The sequence below is a fragment of the Azospirillum sp. B21 genome (assembly GCF_008364825.1).
Taxonomy (GTDB): Bacteria; Pseudomonadota; Alphaproteobacteria; order Azospirillales; family Azospirillaceae; genus Azospirillum.
On sequence record NZ_VTTO01000001.1, the window covers coordinates 474235 to 490020 of the forward strand.

At 68.4% G+C, this 15786-nt stretch carries 12 protein-coding genes; 5 read left to right on the forward strand and 7 right to left on the reverse strand.

Annotation, left to right across the window (positions count from 1 at the left end):
• Positions 1-26: 26 nt before the first annotated feature.
• The 5 genes from FZ983_RS02280 to FZ983_RS34575 form a co-directional block, all read right to left on the reverse strand.
• A complete protein-coding gene (locus FZ983_RS02280) occupies positions 27-2078 on the reverse strand; it encodes a M24 family metallopeptidase (RefSeq protein ID WP_149221992.1) in 2052 nt (683 codons plus the stop codon).
• Between the two features lie 254 nt (positions 2079-2332).
• Positions 2333-2806, reverse strand: coding sequence for a TerB family tellurite resistance protein (locus FZ983_RS02285; RefSeq protein WP_149221993.1), 474 nt, complete (start codon positions 2804-2806; stop codon positions 2333-2335).
• A gap of 80 nt (positions 2807-2886) precedes the next feature.
• On the reverse strand, positions 2887-3777 hold the full coding sequence (locus FZ983_RS02290; protein WP_149221994.1) for a 50S ribosomal protein L11 methyltransferase: 891 nt from the start codon (positions 3775-3777) through the stop codon (positions 2887-2889).
• Between the two features lie 105 nt (positions 3778-3882).
• Complete coding sequence (locus FZ983_RS02295; protein WP_149221995.1) at positions 3883-5079, reverse strand: hypothetical protein; 1197 nt, start codon at positions 5077-5079, stop codon at positions 3883-3885.
• Between the two features lie 118 nt (positions 5080-5197).
• Positions 5198-8641, reverse strand: coding sequence for a UvrD-helicase domain-containing protein (locus FZ983_RS34575; RefSeq protein ID WP_247883535.1), 3444 nt, complete (start codon positions 8639-8641; stop codon positions 5198-5200).
• 583 nt (positions 8642-9224) lie between these two features.
• Between FZ983_RS34575 and FZ983_RS02310 the strand changes: the two genes are divergently transcribed.
• A complete protein-coding gene (locus FZ983_RS02310; protein ID WP_149221996.1) occupies positions 9225-9905 on the forward strand; it encodes a response regulator transcription factor in 681 nt (226 codons plus the stop codon).
• A gap of 303 nt (positions 9906-10208) precedes the next feature.
• The gene (locus FZ983_RS02315) at positions 10209-10883 is read left to right on the forward strand and encodes a response regulator transcription factor (protein WP_149221997.1); all 675 of its coding nucleotides are present in this window, start codon (positions 10209-10211) and stop codon (positions 10881-10883) included.
• 137 nt (positions 10884-11020) lie between these two features.
• Here FZ983_RS02315 and FZ983_RS02320 read toward each other — a convergent pair whose 3' ends face one another.
• Both FZ983_RS02320 and FZ983_RS02325 read right to left on the reverse strand, forming a co-directional pair.
• Entirely contained in the window at positions 11021-11734 is a 714-nt protein-coding gene (locus FZ983_RS02320) for an alpha/beta hydrolase (RefSeq protein WP_149221998.1), read from the reverse strand.
• A gap of 234 nt (positions 11735-11968) precedes the next feature.
• Positions 11969-12601 carry a hypothetical protein gene (locus FZ983_RS02325; RefSeq protein ID WP_247883536.1) on the reverse strand — a complete coding sequence of 211 codons (633 nt, stop codon included), beginning with the start codon at positions 12599-12601 and terminating at the stop codon, positions 11969-11971.
• 187 nt (positions 12602-12788) lie between these two features.
• Here FZ983_RS02325 and FZ983_RS02330 point away from each other — a divergent pair, with 187 nt between their 5' ends.
• The 3 genes from FZ983_RS02330 to mutL all read left to right on the forward strand — a co-directional run bounded on the left by FZ983_RS02330 (position 12789) and on the right by mutL (position 15768).
• Complete coding sequence (locus FZ983_RS02330) at positions 12789-13229, forward strand: YccF domain-containing protein (RefSeq protein ID WP_149221999.1); 441 nt, start codon at positions 12789-12791, stop codon at positions 13227-13229.
• A 214-nt stretch (positions 13230-13443) separates the two neighbouring features.
• On the forward strand, positions 13444-13809 hold the full coding sequence (locus tag FZ983_RS02335) for a hypothetical protein (protein ID WP_149222000.1): 366 nt from the start codon (positions 13444-13446) through the stop codon (positions 13807-13809).
• A gap of 60 nt (positions 13810-13869) precedes the next feature.
• Positions 13870-15768: a DNA mismatch repair endonuclease MutL gene (gene mutL / locus FZ983_RS02340; RefSeq protein ID WP_149222001.1), complete on the forward strand. Its 1899-nt coding sequence runs from the start codon at positions 13870-13872 to the stop codon at positions 15766-15768.
• The last annotated feature ends 18 nt before the right edge of the window (positions 15769-15786 follow it).

Below are 15786 nucleotides of genomic sequence, written 5' to 3' on the forward strand. Positions count from 1 at the left end.
TGATTTGATACAGCCGCCGGCTCCCATCACAGCGGCGCCGTCGCCCCGGCGAGCCAGCGGCGGACCTCCTCGTCCAGCAGAGGAGACAGCGACTCGCGCACCCGCGCATGGTAGGCATCGATCCAGGCGGTCTCCGCATCGGACAGCAGCGCGCGCTCGATTGCCGAGCGGTCAATCGGCACCAGGGTCAGCGGCTCGAACTGCAGAATCGGGCGCTCCGCGCCGGCAAGCGCGCCCTGCGGCTCCACCGGCTGTACGACGATCAGGTTCTCGATGCGGATGCCGTAGGCGCCGGTCTTGTAATAGCCTGGCTCGTTGGACAGGATCATGCCCGGCTGCAGGGCCACCGTGTTGCCGACCTTGGAAATGCGCTGCGGCCCCTCATGCACCGACAGGAAGCTGCCGACGCCGTGGCCGGTGCCGTGGTCGTAATCCAGCCCCGCCTGCCACAGCGGCAGACGCGCCAGCGCATCCAGCTGCGAACCGGTGGTGCCGCGCGGAAAGCGTGCGGTGGACAGCGCGATGTGGCCCTTCAGCACGCGGGTAAAGCGGTCGCGCATCTCCGCGGCCAGTGCCGGATCAAGCTCGCCGACCGCCAGCGTGCGGGTGACGTCGGTGGTGCCGTCCAGATACTGCGCGCCGCTGTCCAGCAGGAACAGGCTGCCCGGCTCCAGCCGGCGGTCGGTCTCCGGCGTCACGCGGTAATGGACGATGGCGCCGTTCGGACCGGCCCCGGCGATGGTGTCGAAGCTGACGCCACGGAACCGCTCACTCTCCCGCCGAAAGGCCAGCAGCCGCTCCACCACCGCCAACTCGGTCAGCCCGCCCTTCGGCGCCTCTTCGGAGAACCAGTGCAGGAAACGGACGATGGCGGCGCCGTCGCGGGTGTGGGCGGCGCGGGTGCCGGCCAGTTCCGCCGGATTCTTGCAGGCCTTGGGCAAGGCGCAGGGATCGCCGTCGCGCTCCACCTTCGCACCCGCCAGATGCAGCCGGTCGACGATCCAGGCCGAGGTGCAGGTCGGGTCGGCCAGCACGCGGGCGGAGCCGCGGGCGACAGCGTCCAGCGCCGGCCCGAACTCCTCAACCGGCCGCACCCGCACCTGATTGCCCAAATGGGCGCGGGTCTGCGGTGCCAGCTTGCGCGGATCGAGGAACAGGTCCACCGACGCATCGGCCGACAGAATCGCGAAGGAAAGCGGCAGCGGCGTGCAGGGCACATCGGCACCGCGGATGTTCAGCAACCAGGCGATGCTGTCCGGCTGGGTCAGCACCGCGGCGGCGATCCCCGACTGCCCCAGCTCGTCGGCCAGCCGGGCCCGCTTGTCGGCGGAGCTTTCGCCGGCCAACGCCTCGTCCTGCGGCACCACGGGGGTGAGAGGGGCCGGCGGCTGGCCCTGCCACACCGAATCGAGCGGATTGTCCTCGCAGGCGATCAGCAGGATGCCGGCGCGTTCCAGAGCGGCGCGGGTCTTCTCCACCCAGCCGATGGTGTGCAGCCAGGGATCGAAGCCGAAACGCCCGCCTTCCGGCAATGCCGCGACGATCCAGTCGGTCAGCGGATCTTCGACGAGATGCTTGTATTCATACAGGTCGGACGCCACCTCGCTGCGGACCTGCAGGGTGTAGCGGCCGTCGACGAAGATCGCGGCGCGGTCGGATGTCACCACCGCGTTGCCGGCGGAACCGGTGAAGCCGGTCAGCCAGCCCAGCCGCTGGGCGCGCGGCGGCACATATTCGCCCTGATGCTCGTCGCCGCGCGGAACGATGAAGCCGTCGAGTTCCCGGCGCTTCAGCGCGGCGCGCAGATCGGCCAGCCGCTGCGCCGGACCGGGCCGCGCGGGCGGTACCTCCGCCGCCAGCACCGCCTTCAGCGCCTGGAGCTGTTCGGCCAAGGCCGGCGGCAGGGTCTCGCCCACCAGCACCAGCCACGCCGCCGGGTCCTCCCCCTCCGGCGCCGCCAGCACGCCGGCCAGCAGCGCGCGGACATCCGCGGGGGAGCGGCCGGTCCCGGCCTCGGTCAACAGGGTCGCAAGGGCGTCGTCGCCACGATAAGCGCCGGAGGGAGTCGCGCTGGACACGGAACGTGTTCCTCGGAAGGGTGAAGCCTGTGGCCCCAGGCTAGGCACCCGGCCGGGCATGCGCAAGCGGCGGGGTGGCGGCTATGCCGGTTGGGATGGGGGGCAGGTTTGGAGATGCGGAGTTAGACCCCCACCTATCCTCCCCCGCTGGGCGGGGGAGGGACTGCCGCCACCTTCCGGCATCAGCACTTAATCCCCTCCCCTGCCCAGCGGGGGAGGGTTAGGGTGGGGGTCTACCTCACAAGAATTCGTCTCTAAACCGGCAACCCCGCATCGTCCGGCAGCCCCAGCCGCTCCAGCACGCGCTTGCGGGCCTCGCCGCGCTCGATGTCGGACACATGCAGCAGGCCGCCGATGCGGCGCAGCAGGCTGGCCTCCAGGTCGTTCAGCACGCCGTCGGCGTAGGCGACCTCCCACAGCATCTCGATGATCCAGACACGACGGCCGGGCGGGCAGCGGTTCATGATGATGCTGACATAGTGGTGGTAAGGCGACACGTCCTCGGTGTCGAACACGGCGGCGGACAGCAGGTCCTGCGCCTCCTCCTCGTTCAGGTGGAAGTGGCGTTGCGCGACGGAGATGATGCGGTCGCGCTCCGCCTGGGTGATGGTGTCGTCGGTGCGCGCGGCCTCGACCATCAGGGCGGCGGCGGCGGCCTGCAGGGCGTCCTCGCCCGGCTCGGTGCCGTCGTCGTCGCCTGCGAACAAGGACCGGATGCGGTTCAGCATGGTGGCTCCCCAGGTGAATGTCGGAACATCGTCCCTAGGGGAAGTCGCAACCCGGCCCTTTGGTTCCAACGGCCGCTGGATTAACGCTTCACCACAAGAGTGGTCCATTCCCCGACCGGGATGCGCGCGACAAGCCGAAGGCCCTGGTTGCGGTGGGCCTGGATGACGTGGCGCTCCTGCCGGTTCAGCAGGCCGGCCAGCACCGCATAGCCACCTTTCTTCAGGTGGCGGCGCAGCTGCGGCGCCATGCGCGACAGCGGACGAGCCAGGATGTTGGCGGTGATCAGGGTGTATGGCTTGTGCCGGCCGACGATGCGGGTGTGGTAGCCGTCGCCGCCCTGGGCGCGGATCATGCCCTTCTGCCCGTTCAGCGCCGCGTTGATGCGGGTGACGCGCACGGCCTCCGCATCGATGTCGACGGCGGTCACCGGCACGCGCCAGCGCTTGGCAACCGCCAGCGCCAGGATGCCGGAGCCGCAGCCCATGTCGAGCGCGCCGCGCCGGCCGCCGCGCGGCAGCTTCAGATGGCGCGACAGCCGGTCGAGCGCCTGCAGGCAGCCGTTGGTCGACCCATGCTCGCCCGTGCCGAAGGCGGTGGCGGCGTCCACCAGAAGCGGGATGCTGCCGGCCGGCACGATGCCCTCATGGTGGGAGCCGTGGACGAAGAAGCGGCCGGCGCGAATCGGCGGGAAGCCCTGGTAGCTGTGCGAAACCCAGTCGATGGGGGGCAGGTTTTCGATCGCCAGCCGCGGCTCATCGATCCCCAGCGCCTTGGCCAGCACGGCGACGCGCGACTGCAGCCGCGCCTCGTCCGGGGCGCCGTACAGCGTCGCCTCGACCAGCCAGTTGCCGCCCTCCTCCAGTTCGAAGGTCGACACCGCATCGGCATGGTCGCCCACCGCCTCGGCGAAAGCGGGCGCATGGGCTTCGGGGACGACCAGCGCGATGCGCCAGAGCGGGGTTTGCGACATGACAGGGGCTTTCCGACGACGACGCGAGAAGAAGCGGCGTTTTTAGCATCAAGCCGGAAAGAGACCAAGGATTCCAGATAATGGGGAACCCTTATCCGTGCGCTTCTACCGCCCCGACAGCCGGTCGGCGATGTCGTGCATGCCCTGGGCGCGCAGGACCGACTGACGGTGGCGCACCAGGCGGCGCTCCAACGCCTTCTCCATCGCCGCCCCGCCGAGCAGCGCGCCGTCCGCCCCCTTCAGCCGGTCGGCAAGGTCGCGGGTCAGCACCCCTTCCGCCTTCGCGTCGCGCCGGTCGAGCGGCTGGTCGCCGACAACACTCTGGCGCAGCCGCTCCAGCAGGACGGCCCGGCTCTGCGGCGCGCGGCCCTGCAGGGCGAGGCGGCAGACCTGGCGCAGCGACGCGGCCATGGGCGCCAGCGCCGGGTCGGGATCGCGGTCGAACAGCGCGTCGGCCAGCGCGCAGAGCCCGGCATGCAGGCTGGGCTGCGCACCCAGCAGGTCCTTCATCGTGTCGGCGGAGCCCATGATGTCGGCGATCACCGCGTCCAGCAGGTCAAGATGCCGCGGCCACACATCGTCGTCGATCATCGCCAGCAGCAGTTCCAGCTTGCCGGCCAGCGGTCCGCCGCCTTCCAGCTGCTGGCATAGCAGGATCAGGAACAGCGTATCATGCCCCGCCTCCCCCACCGACTCCTCGATCCTGTTGCTGGTGCCGGGCAGGTCGGCGGCATCGAAGCGCGGCAGCCGGCGCCGTTCGGCCAGCGCATCGCGGGCGGTGGCGACGACCGCCTCCACCATCTGCCGCAGTTCGCGGGCGCGGGCGGCATGCGACACGCCGTGGAGATCGGCATGGTGGCGGGCCACCGCATGGATGGCGGCACCCAGCAGCGCGCCCTGCTCCTCCAGGCGGCGGAACAGTGGCCAGGAATGCAGCAGTTCGGTCGGGGTGATGCGCTGGGCGTCCAGATAGGGGCGCAGCAGCCTGCCGATGACCACCCGGCTTTCGAAACCGCGCAAATCGTCCGGCTTGCGGCAGAGCGGCGCCCCTTCCGCCGTGCCGCCCAGGGTCAGGCCCTTGCGCGCGGCCTGGGGCGCGGTCTTGTGCAGGATCACCGTTTCCAGAGACAGGCCGGCGATGGTGCGGAACTTCACCACCTTCGCCTCCTCCACCCCGGAGGCGGCCAGCTGGGAGCGGGCGGCCGACAAGGCGGCCTCCTGATCGGTATAGGCGCCTTCGATGAGCCAGCGTCCCTCGCGGCGGCTCTGCACCTCGTAACTGACGCTGCCCGTTCCGAACACGGCGGAAGACCTCCGGCTCCGTTGCAATGCTGCAATACTGGCCGGCGGCGGAGGCCGCGGCTGTGACGGCCGTCACAGTGCGGCAAACCGTCAACCGCCTTCTTTCTGCCCGCCCCCCTCAGCTCGCCTTGTCGGCAGGCACGACGAAGCTGTCCATCACCTTCTTGGCACCGGAATGGTCGAAATCGATCTCCAGCTTGTCCTCCGACACGGCGACGACGGTGCCGTAACCGAATTTTTGATGGAAGACGCGCGCGCCCTTGGCGAAGGGCGCATCGGGTCGCGGCCGCGGCGCCACGGCATAGGCGCCCTGGTCCAGCGTGATCGTCTTGGGCGCCGGCGCCTGCCGGGTGGAGCCGCGGAACTGGAAGCCCCCGGCGCTCCCGCCATAGCCACCCGCCCCGCCGCCGAAGCCTCCGCCGAAGCTGCCGCGCCCGCCGCTGCCGGCGAACAGGCCGTTGGCGGCCTCTGTCTCGACATTGTCCTGCGGGATTTCCTCGACGAAGCGGGACGGCACGGCGCTGACCCAGTTGCCATAGAGCCTACGGTTGGCGGCATGGCTGACATAGGCGCGGCGGCGCGCGCGGGTCAGGCCGACATAGGCCAGCCGCCGCTCCTCCTCCAGCCCGGCGATGCCGGTCTCGTCCAGCGCGCGCTGGTTGGGGAACACGCCCTCCTCCCAGCCCGGCAGGAAGACATGGTCGAACTCCAGCCCCTTGGCCCCGTGCAGCGTCATCACCGTGACCTGCTCGATCCCGGCGGCCTCGGCATTCTCCATCACCAGCGCGACATGTTCCAGGAAGCCCGGCAGGTTCTCGAACTCCGCCATGGCGGTGATCAGTTCCTTCAGGTTCTCCAGCCGGCCGGGGGCCTCGGGCGTCTTGTCCTCCTGCCACATGCGGGTATAGCCGGACTCGTCCAGGATGGTGCGGGCAAGTTCGGTGTGCGGCACCGTCGCCATCAGTGTCCGCCAGCGGAAGAAATCCTGCAGAAGCCCGCGCAGGGTGGCGCGCAGCTTCGGCTTCAGCTCGTCCGTCTCGGTCAGCGCCCAGCCGGCCTCGGTCAGCGAGATGCCTTGCGCCCGCGCCGCGGTGTAGAGGGTCTGCATCGCCGCCGGGCCGACGCCGCGCTTGGGCAGGTTGACGATGCGTTCGAAGGCGAGATCGTCGTCGCCGGAATTGACCACGCGGAAATAGGCCATCGCGTCGCGGATTTCCTGCCGCTCGTAGAAACGCGGCCCGCCCAGCACCTTGTAAGGCAGGCCGAGCGTGATGAAGCGTTCTTCGAACTCGCGGGTCTGGAAGCCGGCGCGGACCAGCACTGCGATCTGCGCCAGGGACGTGCCCTTGCGCTGCAGCGCCTCGATCTCCTCGCCGACCCAGCGCGCCTCCTCCTCGCCGTCCCACACCGCCTTGACCTTGACCGGCTCGCCACCGTCGGCTTCGGTCCACAGCGTCTTGCCCAGCCTGCCCTGGTTGTTGGCGATCAGGCCGGATGCCGCCGCCAGGATGTGGCCGGTGGAACGGTAGTTCTGTTCCAGCTTGATGATGGTCGCGCCGGGGAAGTCGGTCTCGAAGCGCAGGATGTTGCCGATCTCCGCACCGCGCCAGGCGTAGATCGAGTTGTGGGTGAAGATGCCGTCGGCGGAGAAGTTGTGCGTCGACTCGATATCCAGATCGTGGACCGTCCCTTCGTGGAACTGCCGCTCCACCGAGGCGACGATATCGTAGCTGCCATCCTCCGCGAACATCGCCATGCCCGGAAGCACCGAAGCGGCCGGCGTGAACGGAAGGGAGTTCGCTTCCGTCACATCGCCCTGGTTGGTCCCCAGCCGCGCCACGCGGATCAGGTTCGCCGAACCGAATGCGCTGCGGATCCGCTCCGCCTCGCCCATCAACTGACCGTAATCCTTGTTTGCCGTTTCCACGCGCCAGCTGTCGGAGCCCGCCTTCGCACCGCGCACGCTGAAGCCGAGTTCCTTCAGCGCAATGCTCCCCGGTTCGTCATTGCCGACGATGGAAATCCGGTGCATCGGCGTCGCACCGCGCCGGTCGCCGCAGAGCGTCACCACGACATTGCGCCGGCTGGCATTGCGCGAGCGCGGGCGGTGGTGCGGATGATCCGCCGGCAGACCGCGGTCGGCCAGAAGGCGCGCGGCGCTCGCATCGGTGTCGAAGGACGCAAAGACCTTCGACAGATAGCCGGCATCCTGAACCAGCCCGTTCTCCGACCTGCCCTTGCGCGGGACGAACGGCAGGGTCGGAATCCGATACCGCAACGAGGTTATGTATTCGTCGGCCCGCGCATCGTTCTCGCTGGCATGCGTCGCGACGATCCACAGCGCATCGGCCCGCTCCTGGAGCAGGCGCTGCATGAACCCGACCATCGGCTTGACCTGTCCGGCGGTATAGACCTGCGACGTCCCGAGCCGCCAGCCGATCCCCTCCTTGTGCATCAGGTAGGTGAAATAGGTCTGAGGCGTCAGCCCCAGCCGATAGCCGGCGAAATGGACGTGCTCCGGCGTGCTGACGATGCGGCGCCCGGCGCTGGTGCGGATGACCACCACCTCGCCGCGATACTCCTTGGCATGGGTCCGCGCGACCAGGGCCGGCCGGAGGTCGCCACTGCCGTAGTTCGACAGGACGGCATCACCGGCCCGGATCTCTTCGACGGGCCGCCGGCTGCCATCGGCCATGGTGACCGGCGTGCCCGCGATCAGGCACTGGTCCTCGTCACCGACGCAGCAAATATTCTTGTGGGCCTGGGACAGTATCCTCAGCCACAGATACTGCGCGACGTTGGTGTCCTGATACTCGTCCACCAGAAGATATTTGAACTTTCGGTGATACTCCGCCAGAACGTCGGGATGGTTCTGGAAGATGGCGAGGTTGTGCAGCAGCAGGTCGCCGAAGTCGCAGGCGTTGAGCGTGCGCAGGCGCTCCTGATAGGCACGGTAGATCGCCACCACGCGGCCGCCGGCCACATCGCCGCCGTCGGCGTCGGCGAGACGGTCGGGGGTCAGGCCGCGGTCCTTCCAGCGTTCGATGGCGCCAAGAACCTGCCGGGGCGGCCATTTCTTGGAATCGATGTTCTCGGCCGCCAGAAGCTGCTTGATCAGCCGCACCTGATCGTCGGTATCGAGGATGGTGAAGTTCGACTTCAGCCCGACCAGTTCGGCATGGCGGCGCAGAATGCGCGCGGCCAGCGCATGGAAGGTGCCGAGCCACCAGCCTTCCGGCTCGATCCCCACCAGATGGGCGACACGCTCGCGCATCTCGCGGGCGGCCTTGTTGGTGAAGGTGACAGCCAGGATCTGGAAAGCGGCGGCGCGGCGCGTCATCAGCAGATGGGCCAGCCGGGTGGTCAGCACCCGCGTCTTGCCGGTGCCGGCGCCCGCCAGGACCAGCACCGGCCCGTCCAGCGCCTCCACCGCCGCCCGCTGGGTCGGGTTCAGCCCGTCCAGATAGGCGAAGCGCTGCGCCGCGCTTGGAAAGCCCGTGGCCGAAGCGGCGGCGGGGGGAGCGGCATGGCTCAACGGATCGTCGTCGTACGCGTCTGACATGGGCGGCCCGGCTTGGGGAAAAGAAGAAAAATCGGCTCAAGCATGGGAATGCTGTCTTGCGGTTGGAACGTATATAGCACAGAGCGCCCCGGCACGAACCCTGCGACAGACCGCGTCTCCCATTCGGGATTGCGCGGTTGCGCGACCGAACCTAGGCCGAAGGGCGGGCGTTCAGGACATAGGACTCCAACCATCGGGCAGGGGCGCAATCCTCGCGCGGCCTATGCCGGCCGGGGTCGAAGTCCCACCATATTGCAACTGAGAAACATGACCAAGTCAGAGGCCCGTGGTTAACGATTTCCCCTTTTCTGTCACAGGCCGTTATTCCGCCCGACCATCAAAGTTCGAATTATGTCCGCATCTTGTCTTATCCGGTCTTACGGCATATGCCCATTGCTCGACGCGAAATTTACCTAAGCGAAATTTTGCGCCGCGCAAATCGGGGGTATCTATGGATCACAACGAGGCACCCCACACCCTGAGGGGGGAGCGGGCCGGACGCGAGAGCGAGCGGTCGGGGATGCCTCGGAAGCGCCAATCGGCGCCACTTTGATCGGAACGGAACAAAAGGCGGGCTGAGACCATGGATGCCATCAACGTTTTCCTCATCGATGCCAACAAGCTTTTCCGTGAAGGCATGAAGCGCCTTTTCGAGGGCACGCCTTTCAACGTCGTCGGCGAGGCCGGCAGCCTGCGCGAGGGTCTGACGGCGCTCGGCAGCGGCACCACCCCCGACCTGATCCTGATCGATCTGCCGAGCGGTGCCGACGAGGAAGTCGAGGCGATGCGCACGTTGCGCGAGGGCCATCCTTCGATCCGGATCGTCATTCTGACCAACGACCTGGAAACCCGCCGGCTGTCTGCCGCGCTGGGCGCCGGCGCCGGCGGCTACCTGCTGAAGGACATCGCCTGCGAGGCGCTGATGCAGTCGCTGAAGCTGGTGATGATGGGCGAGAAGGTGTTCCCGACCCATCTGGCCGAACTGCTGGTCAACGGCCGCACCGAGGACATGGGCGCCGAGCTGCCGACCCGCCGCAAGGGCCTGTCCCAGCGTGAGGTGCAGATCCTGCGCTGCCTGCTGAACGGCAACAGCAACAAGATGATCGCCAACCACCTGAGCATCACGGAAGCCACCGTGAAGGTTCACCTGAAGAGCCTGCTGCGCAAGATCAACGCGTCCAACCGCACCCAGGCCGCCATCTGGGCGCTGAACAACGGCATCGGCGACCAGGCCGCCGAGACCGGCGTCGCCGCCACGGTCTGACAGCCGCCGTCGGATCCTCATCCTAGTCCAGCGTTTCGCAAGGTCTCGCCCGCTATCCGTCCTGGCCGCCCGCCCCTTCCATCCGGGGTCGGCGGTCGGCGGGGCGGCGCGGCGCCGTTTCCGATTCCGGTATCGTGCGGCGATTGACGCCCCCGTTTCGGACGCGAAAGGCGCGGGCATAGAGGAAGCGGTCTAAGACGAAAAGCGAACTACAGCGTCAGAATGACCGTGCCTATGTGAACGTCCGGGCCGATGACGCCATCCCGGTGTGCCATCGCCGCAACCTTCCTGGAAATGCCCGCGATGAACGTGCTGATCGCCGACGATCACCTGTTGTTCCGAGACGGTCTGCGCCGCCTGCTGGCGCAATTCGACGCCGACATGACCTTTTTCGAGGCCAGCACCTATGACGAGGTGCGGGCGCTCTGCGACGGAACGAGACCCTTCGACCTGATCCTGCTTGATCTCGGGATGCCGGGCTGGACCGGATTCTCGGCGCTGGGCGACATCCATGTCAGCCTGCCCAAGGCCCTGCTGGTGGTGGTGTCGGGATCGGAGAAGCGCTCCGACCTTCTGGCCGCGCTGGAGAACGGTGCGGCCGGCTACATCCCGAAATCCTCCAGCGCCAAGGTGCTGCTGGGCGCGCTGCAACTGGTGCTTGCCGGCGGCATCTATCTTCCCGAACAGGCGATCCGCGGCGGCGACCGCGTCGATCAGATGCAGGGCGGCTATGGCGGCGGCTCTGCCGGCGACCAGACGGACGAGTCCGCGGCGCTGGGCAACGGCAACGGCGGCGACCAGCTGACACCGCGCCAGCGCGACGTTCTGGCCCGTCTGCGCGACGGCAAGTCCAACAAGCAGATCGCCCATGAGCTGGGGCTGACGGAAGGCACGGTGAAGGTCCACGTCACCGCCATCCTGCGGCATCTGGGCGTGCGCAACCGCACGCAGGCCGCACTGACGGCGCAGAGCCTTTAAACTTTTAAGCGTTACTTCCACGGTCATGCCTGAGAAGGCGAGGATCCGGGAAACTCCGCAATTCAGTTGCTGAGTCGGCTGGATTCCCGCCTTCGCGGGAATGACGGCCGACAAACATGCATCATTGGGCGCGGTCCCTACCGCTGCGCCCGCTCCACCGCGGAGACCAGGGCCAGCAAAGCGCCGCGCAGTTCGGCGGCATGGGTGCGCGGGCGGATGGCAACGGCATCGGGCACCGCGACGACGGTCAGCGTCCGGCAGCCGGTCAGCCGGCTTTCCAGGCGGGCGAACAGCTCCGCCGGTTCGCTTCCCTGCATCAGGGTCACCGGCACCCGAACCGCCGGCAGTTCCGCCTCCAACTCGCCGAGGCGGTCGGTCAGGTCCATGGGCCGCGCCCGGCCGAAACAGGCGGACAGGGCATTCCAGCGCCGCCGCAGCGGCGAATCGGCCCCGACATCGTCGACGATCATCACGCCGCCGACCTGATCCGGAAAATCCAGCGCCGCCACGATGGCGAGCGGCGCCGTCACCGCGCTCGCCACCAGCACCGGTCGCCGGCCGCCCCGCTCCACCAGCATCGACGACAGCCGCGCTGAGGCGGAGGCGGGCAAGGTCAGCCATTCCTGCCCCGACGGGACATGGTCGAGCAGGCGCCACCAGGCCCCCTTGCCGGGATGAAGGAAGATCACCCGCCGGCCCATCGGATCGCCCGCCCGGTCCGCCGTGCGGTCGCCGGCCGTGCCAACACCGATGCCGGCATCCATCCGGTCCGACGTCGGGCCATTCACCGCGAAGCGGACGGACTCTGCCCGTCCGGTGCGGACGGTGGAGGGCTGGGTGTGAAAGAACACGTTCGGGTTCCCCGGTGCTGGCGTTCCGCGATGGGACGTTCCCACCGCCGAAGCCAACCCTAACGAAGCCGAACGCAAGTCGTCCCGTACGATAAATCGGGCAAAACCCTTAAAGCGGCCCCAAGAGCCACCTTGCCCGCAAAAGGTTTCAGCCGCCGCCGAAACGGCTCAAAAGCAAACCAAATTCCATTACTTGCCGGTGCTGCTTTTTTGGCCGGTGCTGTCGAACGCTGCTCAATGCAGCGTCACCTCCATCTCCTCGCCGTCCGGCGCCACCGCCATCGGGCGGCGCAGTTCGCCCGCCAGGCTCCGCCATTCCGGCGCCCCGCCCAGCTGTTGCAGCAACTGCGCGGTGAAGGCGAAGACGGCATGCTCCAGCGGCCCGTTGTCCTCGGCGTGGGCGTTGACGGTCAGGCAGGACTCGGCCGCGCTTTCGAAGATGGCGGCGGCGGCGCTGGTGCCCGGCCCGGGATCGGGCAGCGGGATGGCCGTCGGCTTTTCCCCGCTGACGCGCAGGCGCGACAGGTTGTCGGCCAGCAGGCGGGTGCGGATGGCGTTGTCGACCGCGGCGGCCATGGTGTACCCGGCCTCTTCCTCGACGGTGGCGCGCAGGACGCGCAGGCCGGCGATCAGCCCGCGGACGACGTCGCCGCCGCTGCCGCGCTTGGTTGCCGCCGCGACGGCGGTGCCGAGGATGGCGGCGACCACCGGCGACAGCGATTCGCCCTCGCGCGGCATGTTCGGCGCATCGGCGCCGGGGTCGGTGTTCAAAGCCTCGTTCATGCGGCCTCCGATCCGTATGGTCCGGAAAACGGGCGGCCCGCCGGCGGTGCTGTCGGCGGAGGACCCGTCCGGACGCGTCGTCATGATGCCTCTACCGGATCTGTGGACCCTGCGGATCCGGTTCAAGGCATGGATTGCATGAACCTCCCCCTCTTTCGCGTCGCCGGACGGGGTGCCCCATCGTTGCGGCTGGTTTCGCAATCGAAAGCCGCCCCTCTGGTCCACGGCCGGGACCGTCCCCACATCTGCGGCGAAAGGGAGGGTTCGTGTCATGCCTCTGCTCAGTCTTCTCCTCAATGCGCTGTGGTTGATCACGGGCGGCATCTGGATGGCGCTCGGCTGGCTTCTGGCCGCGGTCCTGATGGCCCTGTCCATCATCGGCCTGCCCTGGGCCCGGTCCGCCCTGACCATCGCCCAGTACACCTTGCTTCCCTTTGGACAAACCGCCGTACGCCGGGATGAGTTCCGCGGACGCGAAGACATGGGCACCGGCGCCCTGGGCTTCATCGGCAACGTGGTGTGGTTCGTGCTGGCCGGTTGGTGGCTGGCCGCCGGCCATCTGATCGCCGCGGTGGGTCTCGCCATCACCATCATCGGCCTGCCCTTCGCCTGGGCGCATCTGAAGCTGGCCCTGCTGGCGCTCTGGCCGGTCGGGACCGAAATCGTGCCGGCCGACGACGCCGACCGCCGCCGCATGCTGGGCCGGATCTGACGGTCCGCCGATCGGCCGGGGGCGAACGTCGCGGCAGGACGCCCCCCTACCGTTCCCGCGTTCCATATGCGGTATGGTCGTTTTGACGGCGGCAAAGTTACGCCGCCGTAACCGATGCCTGGGTCATTAACCGTTACTAAAGGATATGCCCCCGAAACTGTGGAAATATGTCGGCGTGGTTTCAGGCTTCCGGAACGAGGGGACATCGCTCTTCATGTCTTGGCTGTCGATCTTTTCCGGGGGCAACAAGGCGACCGGCGACGCGAAACCCAGCGCCGGGCCGCAGAAGGAGCGCCCGTCCGCTCCGCCGACCATCGTCATCGACCACCACGAGTATGTGCCGGAGGAATTCGTCCTCGGCTCCTTTCGCATCCGCCCCTATGACGGCGACCTGATCGCCAAGCAGAAGTTCGATTTCCGCCTGCAATTCGACCTTGGCGGCGATCCGGTGGATGTTTCCTGCATCGGCATGGTGGTGAAGCTGACGGAGGAGGCCGGCCTCGTCGCCCGCTTCCAGTCGCCCCAGCCCTTCTACGAACGCAAGCTGATCGAGTACATGAAGGCCCTGAAGGGCCTGTAAGCGCGCGAATATGCCCGAAGATGGTGGTGCCGGGCGCCGGCTGCCACTATATCTATGGGCATGCCGATCCGTCTCCTCCCTGAAACGCTCGTCAACCGCATCGCCGCCGGCGAGGTGGTCGAACGTCCCGCCGCCGCCGTGAAGGAGCTGGTGGAGAACGCCATCGACGCCGGCGCGACCCGCATCGACGTGGTCGCGCGCGACGGCGGCAAGTCGCTGATCGCCGTCACCGACGACGGCTGCGGCATGACCGCGGACGAGCTGGTGCTGGCGGTCGAACGCCATGCCACCTCCAAGCTGCCGGGCGACGATCTGCTCGACATCCGCTCCCTCGGCTTCCGGGGGGAGGCGCTGCCCTCCATCGGCGCCGTCAGCTGCCTGACCATCACCAGCCGCGCCCGCGGCGCCGACAGCGCCTGGAGCCTGACGGTCGATGCCGGCGCCAAGGGGTCGCCGCAGCCGGCGGCGCTGGCCCAGGGCACGAGGATCGAGGTGCGCGACCTGTTCGCCGCCGTACCGGCCCGGCTGAAGTTCCTCAAGGCCTCGCGCACCGAATACGACCACATCGCCGATTGCCTGGAACGTTTGGCGATGGCCCATCCCGGCGTCGCCTTCACGCTCAGCGACGGCGGACGCGGCGGATTGCGGCTGAGCGCGGCGCAGGGCGACCTGCTCGACGCCCGGCTGACCCGGCTGGGCGCGCTGATGGGCCGCGATTTCCAGGAGAACGCCGTTCCAGTGACGGCGGCGCGCGAGGGCGTGACGCTGGCCGGCTGGATCGGCCTGCCGACCCTGCACCGCCCAACCGCCAAGCACCAGCACCTGTTCGTCAACGGCCGCCCGGTGCGCGACAAGCTGATGGTCGGCGCGGTGCGCGCCGCCTATGCCGATTTCCTGCCGCGCGACCGCCACCCGATGCTGGCGCTGTTCCTGGACATCGACCCGCAGGAGGTCGACGTGAACGTCCACCCGGCCAAGGCCGAGGTGCGCTTCCGCGACCAGGGTCTGGTGCGCGGCCTGATCGTCGGATCGCTGAAGCACGCGCTGGCCGAGGCCGGCCACCGCGCCTCCACCACCGTCGGCCTCGCTACGCTGGGCGCCCTGAGGCCCGAGCAGTCCGGCGAGACCGACAGCGGCTTCACCCCCTCCCCCCTGCCCTACGGCCGCTCCGGCGGCGGTTCGGGCAACAGCTGGGGCGGCTCCTACACGCCGGCCACCGTGCCGCGCGGACTGGCGGAGCGTTCCGCCGCCTTCCAGGCGCCGACCCAGACGGGGCTGCCGCCGCTGCAGGGCCGTCTCAGCGGCTTCGGCAACGGCTTCGCCCCCTCGGCCCGCCCGCCGGAATACCGCGCCCACAAGCCGGAGCCTCCCCCCGACAGCCATCCGTTGGGCGCGGCGCGGGCGCAGGTCCACACCACCTACATCGTGGCGCAGACCCGCGAGGGCATCGTCATCGTCGACCAGCACGCCGCCCATGAGCGGCTGGTCTATGAACGGATGAAGGCCGCCCTGCTGGAAGGCGGCGTGAAGCGTCAGGCCCTGCTGATCCCCGAACTGATCGAGCTGGACGAGCCCTCCGCCAACCGCCTGCTGGCCCGCAGCGCCGAGCTGGCCGAACTCGGTCTGGTGATCGAGGGCTTCGGCCATGGCTGCGTGATGGTGCGCGAGGTTCCGGCCCTTCTCGGCCAGTCCGACGTAAAGAACCTGATCCGCGACCTTGCCGAGGAACTGTCCGAACTGGGCGACGCCTTGTCGCTGAAGGAGCGGTTGGAGGAGGTCTGCGCGACCATGGCCTGCCACGGCAGCGTCCGCGCCGGCCGCACTCTGAGCGTGGACGAGATGAACGCCCTGCTGCGCCAGATGGAAGCGACCCCGCACAGCGGGCAGTGCAACCACGGGCGGCCGACCTATGTGGAGTTGAAGCTGGCGGATATTGAGAGGCTGTTTGGGCGGAGGTAGAAATCAGAAAATGAAAAA